The organism is Methylobacterium oryzae, assembly GCF_036441375.1.
Classification (GTDB): Bacteria; Pseudomonadota; Alphaproteobacteria; order Rhizobiales; family Beijerinckiaceae; genus Methylobacterium; species Methylobacterium oryzae_A.
Window position 1 is genome coordinate 1,443,254 of the sequence record NZ_MLCA01000001.1, and the last position, 16,461, is coordinate 1,459,714.

Annotated in this window: 17 protein-coding genes; 9 read left to right on the forward strand and 8 right to left on the reverse strand. The window is 70.9% G+C overall.

Going from position 1 to position 16,461, the window contains the following annotated elements:
* The first annotated feature begins 115 nt into the window (after positions 1–115).
* A complete protein-coding gene (locus MOTC310_RS06880) occupies positions 116–997 on the forward strand; it encodes a 3-hydroxybutyryl-CoA dehydrogenase (RefSeq protein ID WP_026604743.1) in 882 nt (293 codons plus the stop codon).
* 42 nt (positions 998–1,039) lie between these two features.
* Here MOTC310_RS06880 and MOTC310_RS06885 read toward each other — a convergent pair whose 3' ends face one another.
* The 4 genes from MOTC310_RS06885 to MOTC310_RS06900 all read right to left on the reverse strand — a co-directional run bounded on the left by MOTC310_RS06885 (position 1,040) and on the right by MOTC310_RS06900 (position 4,606).
* Complete coding sequence (locus MOTC310_RS06885; RefSeq protein WP_331290734.1) at positions 1,040–1,345, reverse strand: hypothetical protein; 306 nt, start codon at positions 1,343–1,345, stop codon at positions 1,040–1,042.
* A 115-nt stretch (positions 1,346–1,460) separates the two neighbouring features.
* Positions 1,461–2,474, reverse strand: a complete 1,014-nt coding sequence (locus MOTC310_RS06890) for an NAD(P)H-quinone oxidoreductase (RefSeq protein WP_331290735.1) — start codon at positions 2,472–2,474, stop codon at positions 1,461–1,463.
* Positions 2,475–2,618: 144 nt separating this feature from the next.
* Positions 2,619–3,860 carry an ABC transporter substrate-binding protein gene (locus MOTC310_RS06895; protein WP_331290736.1) on the reverse strand — a complete coding sequence of 414 codons (1,242 nt, stop codon included), beginning with the start codon at positions 3,858–3,860 and terminating at the stop codon, positions 2,619–2,621.
* Positions 3,861–3,979: 119 nt separating this feature from the next.
* Positions 3,980–4,606 (reverse strand): DUF938 domain-containing protein, encoded by a 627-nt coding sequence (locus tag MOTC310_RS06900; RefSeq protein ID WP_331301250.1) that lies wholly within the window; start codon positions 4,604–4,606, stop codon positions 3,980–3,982.
* A 245-nt stretch (positions 4,607–4,851) separates the two neighbouring features.
* On the opposite strand from MOTC310_RS06900, the gene kaiC reads away from it, so the two are divergent.
* The 4 genes from kaiC to MOTC310_RS06920 are packed head-to-tail and all read left to right on the forward strand — an operon-like array spanning position 4,852 to position 8,961.
* Positions 4,852–6,540, forward strand: coding sequence for a circadian clock protein KaiC (kaiC, locus tag MOTC310_RS06905; RefSeq protein ID WP_331290738.1), 1,689 nt, complete (start codon positions 4,852–4,854; stop codon positions 6,538–6,540).
* The gene (locus MOTC310_RS06910; protein ID WP_331290739.1) at positions 6,537–6,890 is read left to right on the forward strand and encodes a circadian clock KaiB family protein; all 354 of its coding nucleotides are present in this window, start codon (positions 6,537–6,539) and stop codon (positions 6,888–6,890) included. Before kaiC ends, MOTC310_RS06910 begins: the two co-directional genes overlap by 4 nt.
* The gene (locus tag MOTC310_RS06915; RefSeq protein WP_331301251.1) at positions 6,887–7,204 is read left to right on the forward strand and encodes a circadian clock KaiB family protein; all 318 of its coding nucleotides are present in this window, start codon (positions 6,887–6,889) and stop codon (positions 7,202–7,204) included. The genes MOTC310_RS06910 and MOTC310_RS06915 overlap by 4 nt, the downstream gene beginning before the upstream one ends.
* Positions 7,204–8,961, forward strand: coding sequence for an ATP-binding protein (locus MOTC310_RS06920; protein WP_331301252.1), 1,758 nt, complete (start codon positions 7,204–7,206; stop codon positions 8,959–8,961). Before MOTC310_RS06915 ends, MOTC310_RS06920 begins: the two co-directional genes overlap by 1 nt.
* Positions 8,962–8,983: 22 nt before the next feature.
* Here MOTC310_RS06920 and upp read toward each other — a convergent pair whose 3' ends face one another.
* A complete protein-coding gene (upp, locus tag MOTC310_RS06925) occupies positions 8,984–9,619 on the reverse strand; it encodes a uracil phosphoribosyltransferase (protein WP_331290742.1) in 636 nt (211 codons plus the stop codon).
* Between the two features lie 470 nt (positions 9,620–10,089).
* Between upp and MOTC310_RS06930 the strand changes: the two genes are divergently transcribed.
* Positions 10,090–11,781, forward strand: coding sequence for a methyl-accepting chemotaxis protein (locus MOTC310_RS06930; protein ID WP_331301253.1), 1,692 nt, complete (start codon positions 10,090–10,092; stop codon positions 11,779–11,781).
* Between the two features lie 70 nt (positions 11,782–11,851).
* On the opposite strand, the gene MOTC310_RS06935 is transcribed toward MOTC310_RS06930, so the two are convergent.
* A complete protein-coding gene (locus tag MOTC310_RS06935; RefSeq protein WP_331301254.1) occupies positions 11,852–12,313 on the reverse strand; it encodes a DUF2852 domain-containing protein in 462 nt (153 codons plus the stop codon).
* Between the two features lie 57 nt (positions 12,314–12,370).
* Positions 12,371–13,048: a TetR/AcrR family transcriptional regulator gene (locus tag MOTC310_RS06940; protein ID WP_331301255.1), complete on the reverse strand. Its 678-nt coding sequence runs from the start codon at positions 13,046–13,048 to the stop codon at positions 12,371–12,373.
* A gap of 221 nt (positions 13,049–13,269) precedes the next feature.
* Here MOTC310_RS06940 and MOTC310_RS06945 point away from each other — a divergent pair, with 221 nt between their 5' ends.
* From MOTC310_RS06945 to MOTC310_RS06955, 3 genes are all read left to right on the forward strand, one after another.
* Positions 13,270–13,584: a hypothetical protein gene (locus tag MOTC310_RS06945; RefSeq protein ID WP_331301256.1), complete on the forward strand. Its 315-nt coding sequence runs from the start codon at positions 13,270–13,272 to the stop codon at positions 13,582–13,584.
* Positions 13,585–13,705: 121 nt separating this feature from the next.
* Positions 13,706–14,113, forward strand: coding sequence for a thioredoxin family protein (locus MOTC310_RS06950; RefSeq protein ID WP_331290747.1), 408 nt, complete (start codon positions 13,706–13,708; stop codon positions 14,111–14,113).
* A gap of 94 nt (positions 14,114–14,207) precedes the next feature.
* Positions 14,208–15,389, forward strand: coding sequence for a glycosyltransferase family 2 protein (locus MOTC310_RS06955; protein ID WP_419539864.1), 1,182 nt, complete (start codon positions 14,208–14,210; stop codon positions 15,387–15,389).
* 136 nt (positions 15,390–15,525) lie between these two features.
* On the opposite strand, the gene MOTC310_RS06960 is transcribed toward MOTC310_RS06955, so the two are convergent.
* A complete protein-coding gene (locus tag MOTC310_RS06960) occupies positions 15,526–16,299 on the reverse strand; it encodes a zinc-ribbon domain-containing protein (RefSeq protein WP_331301474.1) in 774 nt (257 codons plus the stop codon).
* Between the last annotated feature and the right edge of the window lie 162 nt (positions 16,300–16,461).

Below are 16,461 nucleotides of genomic sequence, written 5' to 3' on the forward strand. Positions count from 1 at the left end.
GGATTGGTCTAGAAGGCTGCAACGGCGAGACTTCGCGCGGTGCCGTCGCGTTCGTGCCGTCCGGTGGGCGGCGCGGCCGCGCTGCGGCATCCGCCTTGGGGGCACAGGTCGGCACATGCATATGGAGATCAAGCGGGTCGGCATCGTCGGCGCGGGCCAGATGGGCAGCGGCATCGCGCAGGTCTGCGCCACCGCCGGCTTCGAGGTCCTGCTGAACGACCGCGATCCCGCCCGGCTCGAGAACGGGCTGTCGGTAATCGAGGGCAGCCTCGCGCGCCTCGTGTCGAAGGGCACGCTGACGGAGGGCGACAGCGGCGAGGCCCGCTCCCGCATCGTTCCCGCCCGCGATTTCGCCGCCCTGGGCCCGTGCGATCTGGTCATCGAGGCGGCGACCGAGAACGAAGCGACCAAGCGCGAGATCTTCACCACGCTGTGCGGGTCTCTGCGACCGGAGACCTTGGTGGCGACCAACACGTCATCGATCTCCATCACCCGGCTCGCCGCCGCGACGGACCGGCCGGAAAAATTCATCGGCATCCACTTCATGAACCCGGTGCCGGTGATGCAGCTCGTCGAGCTGATCCGCGGCATCGCCACCGAGGACACGACCTACGAGTCGGCCAAGGCGTTCATCGCCAAGCTCGGCAAGACGTCGACGATGTCGGAGGATTTTCCGGCCTTCATCGTCAACCGCATCCTGCTGCCGATGATCAACGAGGCGATCTACACGCTCTACGAGGGCGTCGGGTCGGTCGAGTCGATCGACACCGCCATGAAGCTCGGCGCGAACCACCCGATGGGCCCGCTGCAGCTGGCCGATTTCATCGGCCTCGACACCTGCCTGTCGGTCATGCAGGTGCTCTACGAGGGGCTCGCCGATTCGAAGTACCGGCCCTGCCCGCTTCTCGTGAAATATGTCGAGGCCGGCTGGCTCGGCCGGAAGGCCAAGCGGGGCTTCTACGATTACCGCGGCCCGACGCCGATCCCGACGCGCTGAGCGCGCGGGAGGCGGGACGGCCCGGGGCCGCCCCGCGACACCTTACTTCGCCGCGCCGCCATTCGCGCCCGGCTGGGCCGGCTGCGGGTAGGACGGGTTGCCGCCCGGAACGCCGGTGCTGTTCGTCGGCGACGACCCGCCGGACTGGCCGGTCACCGAGCCCGTCACCTCCTTGCGCGACGCGTCCTGGCTCTGGCTGGCATAGTCCTTCGGCGAATTGGCGCCGTTCCACGTGAGCAGGCCCACGGTGGCGATCGCCAGCAGGACGAGGCTCGCCACCAGGACCCAGAGCACGGGCTTCCCGCGCTCGCCCTGACGGCTCTCGTTCGGGTTCAGTCTCTCGGCCATGTGCAAAACCTTCCTCGGCGGGACGCCACACGCCGAAACGGGCGCTGTGCGACACGATCTCGTTACCGGCCGCCAACGCGGGGCCGCCGAGGCAGGTTCCTGCCGGAAGCGGTCGTCACCGTCCGGTGGTCAGAAGGATCTTGCCGAGATGGGCGCTCGACTCCATCAGCTCATGCGCCTCCCGCGCCCGCTCCAGCGGGAAGGTCGCGTGGGTGACGGTGCGGATCCGTCCGGCGTCGAGCTCGGGCCAGATGTCCCGGCGCAGGCCGTCGGCGATCGCCGCCTTGTCGGCCTTGCCGCGCGGCCGCAGCGTCGAGCCCGTGAAGGTCAGGCGGTTGCGCATGATCGGCGTGATGTTCAGCCCGTCGACCTTGTAGCCGCCCATCAGGGCGATCATCACCAGCCGGCCGTCCGGTGCCAGCGACTTGAGGTTCCGGGCAAGATAGCTCGCGCCGATCATGTCGAGGATGACGTCGACGCCGCGCCCGTCGGTGAGGCGCTTCACCTCCTCGGCGAAGTCGGCCTGCTTGTAGTCGATCGCGGCCTCGGCCCCGAGACCCTCGCAGAACCGGCACTTCTCGGCCGAGCCGGCCGTCGCGAAGACCCGGGCGCCGACATGCTTGGCGATCTGGATCGCCGTGGCGCCGATACCGCTCGACCCGCCATGCACGAGGAAGCTCTCCCCGCGCGCGAGGCGGCCGCGCTGGACCACGTTGGAGTAGACCGTGAAGAAGGTCTCCGGCAGGCCGCCGGCATCGACCAGCGAGACGGCCCGCGGGCGCGGCAGGCAGTGGGCCGCCTCGGCCACGGCGTACTCGGCGTAGCCGCCGCTGATCACCAGGGCGCAGACCTCGTCCCCGGGCGACAACCCGTCGACCCCGCTTCCGAGCGCGACCACGCGGCCCGCGACCTCGAGGCCCGGAATCTCGGTGGCGCCGGGCGGCGGCGGGTACACACCGGAACGCTGCGCCACGTCGGGCCGGTTCACCCCGGCCGCCACCACTTCGATCAGAACCTGGCCGGGACCCGGGCTCGGCACCGGGGCCGTCTCCAGGCTGATCACCTCCGGTCCGCCGGAGCCCGCGTAGCGGATCTGGCGCATGGTCCCGGGCAGGTCGGTGGTGGCCATCAACGATTATCCTCCGCGCGCGTCGTCTCGGCCGCGCTCACGGGGTCGCGGTCCGGCTCTACTTGCGGGAACGGGCGCGGTTGGCAAGGTGCGGGCACGCCCGGCACGCCGCGGGCACGCCCGTTCCCGGTCGCGCGCGCCGCCTTAGCGGGCCGCCGCCTTCACGGCGGCCGGGAGCACGATCGCACCCTGCGCGAGGCTCTTTGGCCAGACCGCGACCTGCTTGCCGTCCTGCCACTGCGCCATCAGGCCGGTGACGAAGCCGGAACCGTACTTGATCGAGTGGGTGAATTGGTCGTCCTTGCCGTAGAACTGCGTGCGCCCGACCGTGCCGACCCAGTCGGTCTTCTCCAGGGCGTCCACGAGCTTGTCGGCCTCCGTGGTGCCGGCGCGCTTCACCGCGTCGGCCGCGTAGTAGACCTGATCGTAGGCCATGTACCCGGCGTAGGACGGGTCGCTTCCGAAGCGCTTCTTGAACGCGGCGCTGAAGGCGAGCGACTTGTCGGTGATCGCCGCGCCCGGCACCGCGATGCTCTGGAAGATGACGCCCTGCGTGGCGCCGTTCGTGTTCGACCAGAAGGTCGAGGAGGTCGCCTGCGAGTTCATGCCGGTCATGGCGAGCGGCACCTGCTGGTTCTGCCACTGCACGGTCGGCTGCACGCCGACATGCGAGATGCCGGTGACGATCAGGTCCGGCTTGGCCGCCTCGATCTTGTTGTAGATCGGCGTGAAGTCGCCCGTGTCCGGCGAGAAGCGGATGTGGTCGACGACCTTCACGCCGATCTCGGGGAGGCATTTCTCGTAGCCGACGTCGAGCGGCCGGGTCCAGGCCGCGTCTTCGCTCATGATCGCGGCGGTCTTCACCTTCATCAGGTCGATCAGCATGTCCTTGGTCGAGTCGCAGATCGACTGGGCCAGGGCCGCCGAGGTCAGGTAGCCGTGGAAGGTGTACTTGTTGCGCGCGTAGTCCTTGTGGACCGCGAGGCTGATCTCGTTCGAGGCCGCGCCCGGCGTGATCATCGGCGTCTTCAGCCGGGCCGCCCAGGGCATCAGCGCCAGCACGACCTCCGAGATGTAGCTGGCGATGACGAGGTTGACCTTGTCCTCGGAGACCGCCCGCTGGAAGGCGCGGACCGCGTCGGAGGCGGAGGACTTGTCGTCGTAGGTGACGACCTGGATCTGGCGCCCGTCGATCCCGCCCTGGGCGTTGATCTCGTCGGCGGCGAGCTGCACCGCCTGCGGGATCGAGGCCCCGACCACGGACTGCGCCTCGGCGATCACCCCGATCCGGATCGGATCGGCGGCTCGCGCCTGGGTCGATCCCAACAATCCGGCCACTGCGAGCAGGGCCAGGGCCCGACTCGAAACGCTGCGTTCCATCGGCATGGGCTTCCTCCTGCGGCCCGTGCGGCTTTTGCCGTCGCATCGGGTCCAGGGCAGGATTGTGCAACAGGCGGGTGGCTGAATACAGTGTGCAGATGCGGAAAAACGTGACAGACGGCGGCTCACCTGTCCCGACGCTCGAAGATCACGCTCAGATTGTTGGCCGGCATGGCCACGCGCCGGACCAGGGTCAGACCGTGCCGCGCCGCTTCCGCCGCGACCGTCTCGAGGTCCCGCACGCCCCAGGCCGGGTCTCGTCCGCGCAGGGAGGCGTCGAAGGCGGCGTTGCTCTCCGCGAACGGCCGGCCGGCCTCGCGGAACGGGCCGTACAGGAACAGGATGCCCCCCTCTCCCAGGACGCGGCCGGCGCCGGCCATCAGCCCCTCGGTGGCGGCCCAGGGCGCGATGTGGATCATGTTGATGCAGACGATCCCGTCGACACGCGTCACCGGCCAGGGCGCGGCCGCGGCGTCGAGGTCCAGCGGCGGCCGGAGGTTGGCGAGCCCCGCTCGCCGCGCGTGCGCCGCGATGCTGCGCCGGGCGGCGGGTTCCGGGTCGCTCGGCAGCCAGTCGAGGCCCGGCAGGGCCGCGGCGACGTGCACCGCGTGCTCGCCGGAGCCGCTGGCGATCTCCAGAACGGTGCCGCTGCCGGGCAGGACCTCCCGCAGAACGGCCAGGATCGCGTCGCGATTGCGCGCGACCGCCGGCGCCGTCAGGGCGTCGTGGATGTCGGTCTCCCAGCCGAGCATGGATGCGCTCCGTCGATCCGCGCCCGCCCTCCGAACAACGCGTGGCGCGCGCGCAGCGCACCCATATTGCGCGGGCGGACCCATTGCCATACCGCATCCCAGCGGTGTTCTGCCCGTCCAACGCGCTGTGCGCGTCAGCCCCCGTGTCCGCGACGTAAGAACCGCGCCGACCGGCCCCTCGCGGGGCGGGCGTCGCCGCACTTCCGGACCCGCCTTTACCCGAGACGTCCAGGATTTCGCCCATCGTGCCTGACCCGCAAGCCGCCCCGACACTGCCCAAGGTCGCGACGGGCATCACCGGTTTCGACGATCTGACCTATGGCGGCCTGCCGGCCGGGCGGCCGACGCTCGTCTGCGGCGCGGCGGGCTGCGGCAAGACGCTGTTCGCCACGACGTTCCTGGTCAACGGCGCGACGCGCTACGGCGAGCCCGGCGTGTTCATGAGCTTCGAGGAACGCGCCGAGGATCTCGCGGCCAACGTCGCGTCGCTCGGCTACGACCTCGACGGCCTCGTCGCCGCCGGCCACCTCGCCATCGACCACGTGCGCGTGGAGCGGAGCGAGATCGAGGAGACCGGCGAGTACGACCTCGAGGGCCTGTTCATCCGCCTCGGCTTCGCGGTGGACTCGATCGGGGCCAAGCGCGTCGTCCTCGACACGATCGAGACCCTGTTCGCGGGCTTCACGGATCCGACCCTGCTCCGCGCCGAGCTGCGCCGCCTGTTCGGCTGGATCAAGGATCGCGGCCTGACCGCGATCATCACGGGCGAGCGCGGCGACGGGCCGCTCACCCGGCAGGGTCTGGAAGAGTACGTCTCCGACTGCGTCGTCCTGCTCGACAACCGCGTCGAGGACCAGATCACCACGCGGCGGCTGCGCGTCGTCAAGTATCGCGGCTCGGCCCACGGCACCAACGAGTACCCGTTCCTGATCGACCAGGCGGGACTCAGCGTCCTGCCGGTCACCTCGGCGGATCTCGACTACGCGGTGCCCGACGGCCTGCTCTCCACGGGGATCGCGGGACTCGATGGCATGCTGGGGCCGCGGGGCTTCCATCGCGGCTCCGGGATCCTGATCTCCGGCGAGGCGGGGACCGGGAAGAGCATGCTCGCCGCCTCGATTCTCGACGCGGCCTGCCGGCGCGGCGAGCGCTGCATGGCCTTCGTGTTCGAGGAGAGCGGCGCCCAGATCATCCGCAACGCGCGCTCCATCGGGCTCGACCTCGGCGCGCACGTGGCGAGCGGCCGCCTCCGCTTCGAGGCCGCGCGGCCCAGCCTGTTCGGGCTGGAGACGCATCTCGCGCGGATGCACCGCGATCTCGACCAGTTCCGCCCGGACGTGGTGGTGATCGACCCGATCTCGGCGCTGCGCGGGCCGTCGGGCGAGCTGCAGGCGACGCTCCTGCGCATGATCGACCTGATCAAGGTCCGCGGCATCACGGCGATCTTCACCACGCTGCGCGGCGACGGCTCCCTGATCGAGGACAACGATCTCGGCGTGTCCTCGCTGATGGACGCCTGGATCAAGCTCCAGAACATGGAGGCGAACGGCGAGCGGACCCGGACCCTCTACGTCATCAAGGCGCGGGGCATGAGCCACTCCAACCAGATCCGCGAATTTCTCATGTCGTCGGGCGGGATCCAGTTGGTGGATGCCTATATTGGTCCATCGGGCGTCCTCACCGGGACGGCACGCCTGGTTCAGGAGGCGCAGGAACGCGCTGCCGCGCAGCAGCACCGGGACGCGACCGAGCGCCGGCTCCGGGACATGGCGCGCCGGCGGTCAGCCCTGGAGCGCCAGATCGAGGAGCTGAGAGCGGGTCTGGAGGCGGCCGTGGACGAAGAGGAGAGCCTCCGCGCGGAGGATACGGCCCGCGGCGTCACGCTCGAGGCTGAGCAACAGGCGTTGATCGCACGACGGAGTGCCGCGGAATGAGCGATACGACCTCGGACGGCCAAGCACCCGAAGCGGATCCGGACCGCGATCCCGACCGCGATGCCGGCCACTATCATCTGCGCCTCTACGTCGCCGGACAGACGGCCAAGTCCGTCGCCGCCCTGACCAACCTGAAGCGGTTCTGCGAGGAGCATCTGGCGGGCCATTACGACATCGAGGTCATCGACCTCATGCAGAATCCGCAGCTCGCCGCCGGCGATCAGATCCTGGCGATCCCGACCCTCGTGCGCCGCCTGCCGTCGCCGCTGAAGCGGATCATCGGTGACCTGTCGAACACCGAGAAGGTGCTGGTCGGGCTCGATATCCGACCGAAGGCCGACCGACCTTGAACGCGGCCGCGCCCCCTCCGCCGGACGCGGATCGCGTCCGGTTGCGTCTGTTCGTGGCCGGAACCGCGCCCCGTTCGCTGCGGACCGTCGAAGTCCTGCGCCGCATCTGCGAGGCCCACGTCCTGGGCCGCTACGAGTTGGAGATCGTGGACATCTATCAGCAACCCGACCTCGCCGAACGTGACGGAATCCTCGCCGCTCCCACGCTCCTGAGACTCGCTCCGGGGCCGGAACGGCGCATCTCGGGCGATCTGCTCGACGAGGGCCGCGTGCTGCGAGGCCTGGAGATCGCGTCCGCCGCGGAGCCGCATTGATGGGCGTGGACGCATTGCTGCCCGACGACGAGCCCGGGCTCGACGCCTATCGCGCCCATATCCGCGAACTCGAGGCTCGGCTCGAGGAGAGCGAGGAGACCCTCGCGGCCATCCGCCGGGGCGATTTCGACGCCGTCGTGGTGGAGGGACCGAACCACGAACGCCTCGTCTACACGCTCGAGAACGCGGACCTCCCCTACCGGGCCCTGATCGAGCAGATGCAGGAGGGCGCCTTCACGTTGGCGCTGGACGGGACCCTGCTCTACTGCAACCGGCGTCTGGCCGAGATGGTCGGCGAGCCGCAGGAGCGCCTGACCGGCCGCCCGCTCCAGGCTTACGTGCACGCGGATGTCGAGCTCGACCGGCTGATCCGCCAGGCGATGGACGCCCCAGTCCGCGAGGAGATCGAGCTCCACGCGGCGGCGGGGGCGGAGAGCGCCACCTTCCTGTCGCTGAGCCGCTTCGCCTGCCAGGGCGACCAGCCGCTCCTCTGCGGGGTGCTGACGGATCTCACCGAGCAGAGACGCAACATGCTGGCCCTCGCGGAGGCGCATGCCCGCCTCCAGTCCGAGAGCGCCGAGCGCGAGCGCGTGGAGGAGGCGCTGCGTCAGTCGCAGAAGCTCGAGGCAGTGGGCCAGCTGACCGGCGGCGTCGCCCACGACTTCAACAACCTCCTGACCGTGATCAAGTCCTCCACGGACCTGCTCAAGCGACCGGAGCTGCCGGAGGAGCGCCGCCGTCGCTACGTCGAGGCGATCTCGGATACGGTCGACCGCGCCGCCAAGCTGACCGGCCAGCTCCTGGCCTTCGCGCGGCGCCAAGCCCTGCGCCCCGAGGTGTTCGAGTTGGGCGCGTCGCTGCGGGCCGTGGCCGAGATGCTGGACTCGGTGACGGGCGCGCGCATCAGCGTGGTGGCCGAGCTTCCCGACACGCCCTGCCACATCCGCGCCGATCTCAGCCAGTTCGAGACGGCGCTGATCAACATGGCAGTGAACGCCCGCGACGCCATGGGCGGTGAAGGCACCCTGACGCTGACGCTCTCGGGCGACCGGCCCATGCCGGCGATCCGCGGCCACGCGGGATCGCGCAGCACCTTCGCGGCGGTGTCGCTGTCCGATACCGGGATCGGGATTCCGCCCGAGGTGCTGCCGCGCATCTTCGAGCCGTTCTTCACCACCAAGGATATCGGCAAGGGGACCGGGCTCGGGCTGTCGCAGGTCTTCGGTTTCGCCAAGCAGTCCGGGGGCGACGTCGACGTGTCGAGCAGCCCCGGACAGGGCACGACCTTCACCCTCTACCTGCCGCAGGCCGAGGAGGCGCCGGACGTGTCCGACGCGCCGCGGAGCGAGGAGCACGGGCTCGAAGGCGCCAGCCTCTGCGTGCTGGTGGTCGAGGACAATATCGAGGTCGGCCGCTTCGCCACGCAGATCCTGGAGGATCTCGGCCACAAGACCGTCTGGGCGACCAACGCCGAGGAGGCGCTCGTCGAGATCGAGCGGATTCCCTTCCGCTTCGACGCCGTATTCTCCGACGTGGTGATGCCCGGCATGGGCGGCATCGCGCTCGCCCGCGAATTGCAGCGGCGCCTGCCCGAACTGCCCGTGGTCCTCACCTCGGGCTACAGCCACGTGCTGGCGCAGGAGGGCGTTCACGGTTTCGACCTGATCCAGAAGCCCTACTCGGTGGACCAGCTCGCGCGGACCCTGCGCCAGGTCGTCGGCAAGGGCCGCGCCAAATCGCGCCGGGCCGGGCGGTGAGGCCGGATCGCGGGGCTGGGTCCTAGCGGGTGCCGTACATCCGGTCCCCGGCATCGCCGAGGCCGGGGACGATGTAGCCGTGATCGTTCAGGTGGCTGTCGATGGCCGCGGTCCAGACCGGCACGTCGGGATGGGCGTCCTGGAACTTGGCGAGTCCCTCGGGCGCCGCCAGCAGGCAGACGAAGCGAAGATCCGAGGCGCCGCGGGCCTTGAGGCGGTCGAGGGCAGCGATGGCCGAGTTGGCGGTCGCCAGCATCGGGTCCAGGACCAGCACCGTCCGGTCGGCGAGATCGGACGGCGCCTTGAAGTAATATTCCACAGCTTCCAGCGTCTCGGGATCCCGATAGAGCCCGATATGCGCGACGCGGGCGGACGGGACCAAGGACAGCATGCCGTCGAGAAAGCCGACCCCGGCCCGCAGGATCGGCGCCAGGACCAGCTTCTTGCCCTGGATCTGCTGGCACTCCATCGGTTGGAGCGGCGTCTCGATCGTCACGGGCTCCAGCGGCAGGTCCCGCGTCACCTCGTAGGCGAGGAGCATCCCGATCTCGTTGAGGATCTGCCGGAAACCCTTGGTCGAGCGGTTCTTGTCCCGCAGCTGCGTGAGCTTGTGCTGCACGAGCGGGTGATCGACCACGATGACCCGAGCCGTCGACATGCCGAACCCCTCCCCTTGCGGTCGAGCAGCAATGCCGGACGGGAGGCCGAGGCGCAACTCGTCCCGTCGGCCCGCGCGGGAGGCTGAAGGGCGTGACCGGAGCAGGGAGGCGGAGCGGGCGCCGCGATCCCCTCGGACCATGTGAAGGGTCCGGTCGAGGCGCGGAGCGCGGCCATCGGGACCCACACGTGGCGCAATTCTCTTATTGTTGAAAACGGTTTCATTCGGATAAGAAAATTTTTTATCCGGATTAGATAGCTCTATTCGCAACAGGTAATATCGAGATATACGCGGTCACCGAATTATCTTCCGACATTCAGACGCCTATTTTGACCTCATCTATAGGTTCACTTTGTTAGAAAGTGATCGTCGAACTGACTTGCCACCGGATTTGGGGGCTATAAATGCAGTCGTCCGCGTCGGTCAGCCCGATGCGAACGTCCTGCCCTCCGACTTGGCCGACCGATTTCATGCGCCTGTCCCTCCCTCTCAAGGCAATACTGGCAGTTCTCTTCGCGGGACTCGCACTCATCTCGGCCGCACAAGGCGGCATGTCTCTCCGTCAGCTTGCCGCGATCGGCGAGGCGGCGACGGCACTCGCCAGGGATTGGGTGCCCTCCCTCGAGAAGGTCGGCGCGATCGAGGTGGCGGCCTCCGAGGTGCGCATCAAGCAGTATCGGCTCATCCTGCTCTCGGACACACCGGAGCATCGTGCGGTCAACGAGGCCGCCCTCGCCAGGACGCACGCGCATCTGCGCGAGGCGCGCAGCGCTTACGAGCCGCTGATCACCACGCCCGACGAACGGAGGCACTACGAGGCCTTCGACGCGTCCTGGGCCCGGTTCGAGAAGGCGGATCAAGAGGTGCGCCGCCTGATGGCCGCGGGCCAGCAGGCGGATGCCACCGCCCTGCTGATCAAACCCGACATCGTGGCCCTGTACGACACCGCCCGCGCGGCCCTGGCACGGCTGGTGGCCTATGACGAGAAGGCCGCGGCGCAGGATGCCGACACCGCGATGAACAGGGTCGACACCGCGTCCGTCGCGGCCGTCACCGGCATCGTCCTCGCGCTGGTGTCGGCTCTCGCCGCGGCGATCTTCGGCCTGTTCTACATCTCGCGGCCGATCGCCGCGATGACCGACGCGATGACGCGGCTGGCGCGGGGTGAGGTCGGAACCGACATTCCGTTCCAGCGTCGCCGCGACGAGATCGGCGCCATGGCCGCGGCCGTGCAGGTGTTCAAGGACAACCTGCTCCGCACCCAGCAGCTCGAGGCCGAGGCCGAAGCGGCCCGGCAGGATGCGGAGCGTCAGCGCAGCCTCGGGATGCGGCAGATCGCCGACCGGTTCGCCGACACCATCGGCGGGATCATCGCGCAGGTCTCGACCGCGGCCACGGCGCTGCAGGCGACCGCCCGGAGCATGACCGAGACCGCGGCCGAGACCGCCGGGCAGTCCACCACCGTCGCGGCCGCGGCCGAGGAGGCGGCCAGCAACGTCAGCACCGTGGCGGCCGCCGCCGAGGAGCTCGGCACGTCGGTCCAGGAGATCGGTCGTCAGGTCGACGGCTCGGCCAACCTCGCCCGGGCGGCCGTCGCGGAGGCCGATCAGACCGGCGCGCTGGTCCAGGAGCTGAGCGAGGCGGTGACGCGGATCGGCGACGTCGTCGGGCTGATCTCGACCATCGCGGGCCAGACCAACCTGCTGGCGCTCAACGTCACGATCGAGGCCGCGCGTGCCGGTGCGGCCGGTCGCGGCTTCGCGGTCGTGGCCACCGAGGTGAAGGCGCTGGCCGAGCAGACCGCCCGGGCCACGCAGGAGATCGCGGGCCAGATCGGGCGGGTCCAGGCCTCGACCGGCCAGGCCGTGGCGGCGATCGGGACCATCACGGCCCGGATTCGCGACATCGACGGCGTGGCGACGTCGATCGCGGCGGCGGTGGAGCAGCAGGGCGCGGCCACCCACGAGATCGTCCGCAACGTCGGGCAGGCCGCGGCCGGCACCGGCGAGGTCACCAGCAACATCGTCAGCGTCGCGAGCGCCGCCGAGAAGACCGGGACCGCCGCCGGGCTGGTTCTGACCGAGGCGTCGCGGCTCTCGGAGCAGTCCGAGCACCTGAACGCCGAAGTGGCGCGCTTCCTCGACAGGGTCCGCGCGGCCTGACACCGTGCCGGCAGCGCCCGCGCGGGGCGCGTCCGGGCGGACCCGCCCGGACGCCGTTGCTACGGAATGTTCAGACCGGGCGGCTGCCGCCCTCGGACCGGCGCTTGGCCATGAAGGCGTCGAACTGCTCCCGATCCCGGGCGCGCTTCAACTCCTCGACGAACTCCGAGAACGCGCGGCTCTCCTCTTCCAGGGCGCGGCGCTGCGCCTCCAGGCGGTCGAGCTCGGCCCGGCGGTACTCGTCGAAGGCGGCGTTCCCGCTGCTGTCACGGCGGTTGGCGGCCTCGAAGGCGCGGGCGAACCGGGACGCGGGACGCCCGCCCTCGAACTCGGAGACCGTCCAGCGCGCGGCGTCGCGCATCTCGGCGAAAGCCGGGTAGCCGGCGAGCTTCCAGGCGACCAGCGCGAGGCCGACCGGCCACCAGTAGATGAAGCCGACGACGATCGCGCCGATTTCGAGGGACCGGCGCGGGAACGGGCCGGACCGGCAGAGCCTGCCGGTCGCCCAGGGAGAGGAAGATTGAGAGGTCACGGCTGTGCTCCGCTGTTCATGTGAACGCGGTTAACATGCGGGTCCGGCGGGGGCCTTTCAAGGCCGCCCGGCACCGCCGTCGCGCTCGCCGGGGCGCCCCGCGCCGTGGACGAGAGCGAGCACGCCGGCCCGCAGCAGCTCGTACTTGTCGGGAAATCCGGGGCCGCGCGGCAGGTGTCCGGCGGCCGAGAGCGTCGCGAGGCCGTGGGCCAGGGCCCAGACCTCCAGGGCGATGAAGCGCGGCGCCACGCCCCCGAAACCGTCCGCGAAGGTCGCCTGAAGCGCCTCGACCAGGAGGTCGAAGGGGCTCGGCCGCGCGCCCGCCTCGGCGGCCGCGGGCGGCGTGCCGGACCCGGCCTCGCCGGCGGGCGCGCCGCGGGTCTCGAAAATCGCCGCGTAGTAGGCCGGCTCCTCCTCGGCGAAGGCGAGGTAGGTCTCGCCCATCCGCGTGAATCGCTCGAGCGGCGTGCCGCGCGACGTCAGGGCGCGCGCGAGGCGCGCGGCGAGCTCCGCGAATCCGCGCCCGGCGAGTTCCTCCAGAAGCGCCTCGCGGCCGCGGAAATGGCGGTACAGCGCGGCCGGCGTCACGCCGACGAGGCGCGCGGCGTCGACCAGGGTGAAGCCGCCGATCCCGCGCTCGGCGATGAACCGGCGCGCGGCCTCCAGGAGGGCCTCTTTCAGATTGCCGTGATGGTAGCTCCGCCGGTCGTCCGGTCCGTCCCGCCAGGGTCGCAAGATCTCACATCCTTCGCGCGCCGATGACACCTCACCGAACCCCTGCCCCGCTGTCGAGTCCGCAGACCGACGAAGTCGGGTTTTCGAGGTCGGCCTCTACATGACCGCCGAACACGACGGTTGTTTCAGGCGCATGGGGCGACGCTTGACCGCTCCGGGCGAGCGTAACATTATTACACCTGCGGCCCCGGACTTCCATCCCAGGACAACGAGCTTCGCGCATGGCCTTCGTGAGCCTCAAGGCGTGGCGCGCCCGCTCGGCGGAGCGGGCCGCGATCGCGGCGCGCCTGAAGGAGGATCTGCGGACGGCCCTCGGCCTCGGGGAGGCCGACGCGCTGGCGATCAACGAGATCGCCTGCGCCGATCCGGGCTGCCCCGACATGGAGACCATCGTGCTGGTGATGCGCGCCGGCGCGCCCACGCGCGCCCTGCGGATCAGGCGCCCCCTCGACGCGGTCGATCCCGCCGACGTCGCGGCGCTCGCCGACGAGGACCGGTCGGCCGGCGCGCCGCCCGGCGGCGTCTCGACAACGTGATCCGGCGCCGGGGCTCTCGGCAGGCCGGGGCGTTCAGGTCACAGGGACGCGCCGGCGCGCGCGACGTAGCATCCCTCCAACAGCGCGCCCCGCTCCGACGGGGTCGCGGGAGGAAAGCCCCATGAAGAGCCGCCGTCACGTCCTCGCGCTCATCGGCCTCGCCCTCGCCGGCCCGGTCCTGCTCGGGGCGCCCGTCACGGCGCGGGCGGGCGAGACCCGGCCGTTCTCGGACGCGGCCTTCGAGGCCGCGCAGAAGGGCGGCAAGCCGGTGCTGATCGCGGTCAGCGCCCCCTGGTGCCCGATCTGCCGCACGCAGAAGCCGGTCCTTGCGAAACTCTCGGCCGAGCCGCGTTTCAAGGATCTCCAGATCTTCGACATCGATTTCGACAGCCAGAAGGACCTGCTCCGGCGCCTGAACGTGCGGATGCAGAGCACGCTGATCGCCTACAAGGGCGCGACCGAGGTCGGCCGCTCGGTCGGCGAGACGCAGCCGGAATGGATCGAGGGCCTCGTCGAGAAGACTCTCTGATCGGGCAGGCTTCGCCCGGCCCGCCGGTCCGGTCCCGTTCAGGGAAGCTCCGGCATAAGCCCGGGCGCGGCCCCCGCGACGGGGCCGGCGGAGATTGTCACCGGTGTCGAGCACCCCTTTGTCAGACGTCCCGGGTCCCGATGCGATCGTGGCCGTGCCCGTGCGCAACGAGGAGGAGCGGATCGTCGCCTGCCTGAAGGCGATCGATGGCCAGGAGGGTCCGGGAGCGGAGCGGATTGGGGTCGTGCTGTTCCTGAACAACTGCACGGACGGCACGGAGGCCCTCGTGTCCGCGCTGGTTCCGACGCTGTCGATCCCGGTCCGGGTACGCATCGAGAATTTCTCCGGCGCCCATGCCGGATGGGCCCGGCGCAGGGCGATGGACGCCGCCGCCGCCTGGCTGGGTGATGCGGGGAATGCGGGGATCATCCTGTCGACCGACGCAGACAGCCGGGTCCCGCCCGACTGGGTGGCGCGCAACCGCGCGGCGATCGAGGCGGGGGCCGACGCGGTGGCCGGCCGGGTCGAGCTCGACGCGGCGGAGGCGGCGCTGCTGCCGCCGTCGCTCCCCGCCCGGGGCCGGCTGGAGGACACCTACGACGCCCTGATCACCGAGGCCGAGGCGCGGATCGATCCCGACCCGCACGATCCCTGGCCCTGCCACCGGACCGCGATCGGCGCGACCCTCGCGGTCACGCGCCGCGCCTACTGCGCGGTCGGCGGCATGCCGGAGATCCCGCTCGGGGAGGACGGCGCCTTCATCGCCCGGCTGCTGGAGCACGGCCTGCGGGTGCGGCACGCCACCGACGTGTGCGTGACCATCTCGGCCCGCCTCGCCGGGCGGGCCCCGGGCGGCGTCGCCGACACGATCCGCTCGCGCTGCGAGGAGCCCGACGCGCTCTGCGACGCCCGGATGGAGACCTTTCCGCGGTCCGTGCGGCGTTACCTCTGGCGCCGGCGTTTCCGCCGGATGCACGGGCTCGGGGCGCTCGCGGGGAGCGACGGCTGGGCGCGGGCGATCGGCATCGCGCCCGCCGAGGCGCGGCGCATCGCCTCCCTCCCCCTCGGGCAGGCCATCGCGGAGGCGGAGCGCGCCAGCCCGCGCCTGGCCTATCGCCCCATCGGCCCGCGCCAGCTGCCCGGGCAGATCCGGATCGCGCGGGTCGGCGTGGTCGCGATCCGTCTCGGCCTCGGGCTTGTCGGCATCGCGCAGCGGGTCGCGGGCGCGGCGGCGTCCGGCCGGGCTGTCTCCGACCCGCGCGGCAGCCGCATCTGACCTCGTCAGGAACGGCGCTCCGGCACGTCCCGCGGCGCCGCGCCGAACCGGCGGCGGAAGGCGCGGCTGAAGCTGGCCGAATCGGTGAAGCCGCGGCGGGTCATTACCGGACCGAGTCGGGCGTCGCGGATCCGCCTCAACGGTCCGCAGTCGCCAGCTTCGCGTCGGAGCGGGTCGCGGACCCGTCGGCGAAACGCAGCACCACGGCGCGCCCGGCGGCCGGCGGCGACGGGAGGCTCGCGCGGAACCGCGCGGTCTCGGACGCGGCGAGGACAGCCCGGGGCGGCGAGACCGAGAACGTCCTGATCGTCCGACCGCCGGCGTCGCGGATCTCGACACTCAGTGGCGCGACCGGCGCGTCCGAGCGCGCGACGCCGACGAGGTCGCCCTCGATGACGAGTTCCGCAGGGCTGTCGTCCTCCGGCGGGTTGCTGAAGGCGACGACGTCGCGGATCTCGATGCCGCGCACGTTCACCGGCAGGCCGATGCGGGCGAACAGGGAGGCGGTCTGCGGGACGGCCCGGACCACGCTGGTGCGGGCGAGGCAGACGAGCGGGATCGCCGCCAGGATCGTGAGGCCGAAAGCCAGCGAGGGTGTTAGGCCCGGGATCGCGCGGCGGGCCTTCCCGGCAGGCTTCCTGGGCTTGGCGGATTGTCGGGCCTTGGGGGCCGGGACGTCGGTGGCATTCCGCACCGCGGCGGTCGCCTCCTCCCAGGCGGCGTCCGCGAGGGGGTCGGTCTCGGTCTCGGTCTGCGCGGCCAGTTCCGCCTCGTGACCGGCGAGGACGTCGGCCGGCGTGATGAACCACGTCTCACGGCAGGCCGCACAGCGGACCGAGCGGCCCTCCATGCCGACCTTGCTGGCGTCGATGCGATATTCGCTCGCGCAGCTCGGGCAGGCGATCAGCATCGGCGCCATACTCGCATCGATCGGCCGCGACCGGGCCGGACAGTGAAGTTCTTGAAGAAGTGTCGCCGAACAGGGTTAAGGGCCGGTGAAATCCCCGAGGCCTTGAAAACGCCCGCCGCTCCGGCGATTCCCGAGGAATGGACAGACGAGACACGGCACGGC

What these genes read in the sequence shown, in the direction of transcription:
- MOTC310_RS06880 (WP_026604743.1), top strand. Translation starts at nt 116, where the DNA reads ATGCATATGGAGATCAAGCGGGTCGGCATCGTCGGCGCGGGCCAGATG.
- MOTC310_RS06885 (WP_331290734.1), bottom strand. Translation starts at nt 1,345, where the DNA reads ATGGCCGAGAGACTGAACCCGAACGAGAGCCGTCAGGGCGAGCGCGGG.
- MOTC310_RS06890 (WP_331290735.1), bottom strand. Translation starts at nt 2,474, where the DNA reads ATGGCCACCACCGACCTGCCCGGGACCATGCGCCAGATCCGCTACGCG.
- MOTC310_RS06895 (WP_331290736.1), bottom strand. Translation starts at nt 3,860, where the DNA reads ATGCCGATGGAACGCAGCGTTTCGAGTCGGGCCCTGGCCCTGCTCGCA.
- MOTC310_RS06900 (WP_331301250.1), bottom strand. Translation starts at nt 4,606, where the DNA reads ATGCTCGGCTGGGAGACCGACATCCACGACGCCCTGACGGCGCCGGCG.
- MOTC310_RS06910 (WP_331290739.1), top strand. Translation starts at nt 6,537, where the DNA reads ATGAGCGATACGACCTCGGACGGCCAAGCACCCGAAGCGGATCCGGAC.
- MOTC310_RS06920 (WP_331301252.1), top strand. Translation starts at nt 7,204, where the DNA reads ATGGGCGTGGACGCATTGCTGCCCGACGACGAGCCCGGGCTCGACGCC.
- upp (WP_331290742.1), bottom strand. Translation starts at nt 9,619, where the DNA reads ATGTCGACGGCTCGGGTCATCGTGGTCGATCACCCGCTCGTGCAGCAC.
- MOTC310_RS06930 (WP_331301253.1), top strand. Translation starts at nt 10,090, where the DNA reads ATGCGCCTGTCCCTCCCTCTCAAGGCAATACTGGCAGTTCTCTTCGCG.
- MOTC310_RS06945 (WP_331301256.1), top strand. Translation starts at nt 13,270, where the DNA reads ATGGCCTTCGTGAGCCTCAAGGCGTGGCGCGCCCGCTCGGCGGAGCGG.
- MOTC310_RS06950 (WP_331290747.1), top strand. Translation starts at nt 13,706, where the DNA reads ATGAAGAGCCGCCGTCACGTCCTCGCGCTCATCGGCCTCGCCCTCGCC.
- MOTC310_RS06960 (WP_331301474.1), bottom strand. Translation starts at nt 16,299, where the DNA reads ATGCTGATCGCCTGCCCGAGCTGCGCGAGCGAATATCGCATCGACGCC.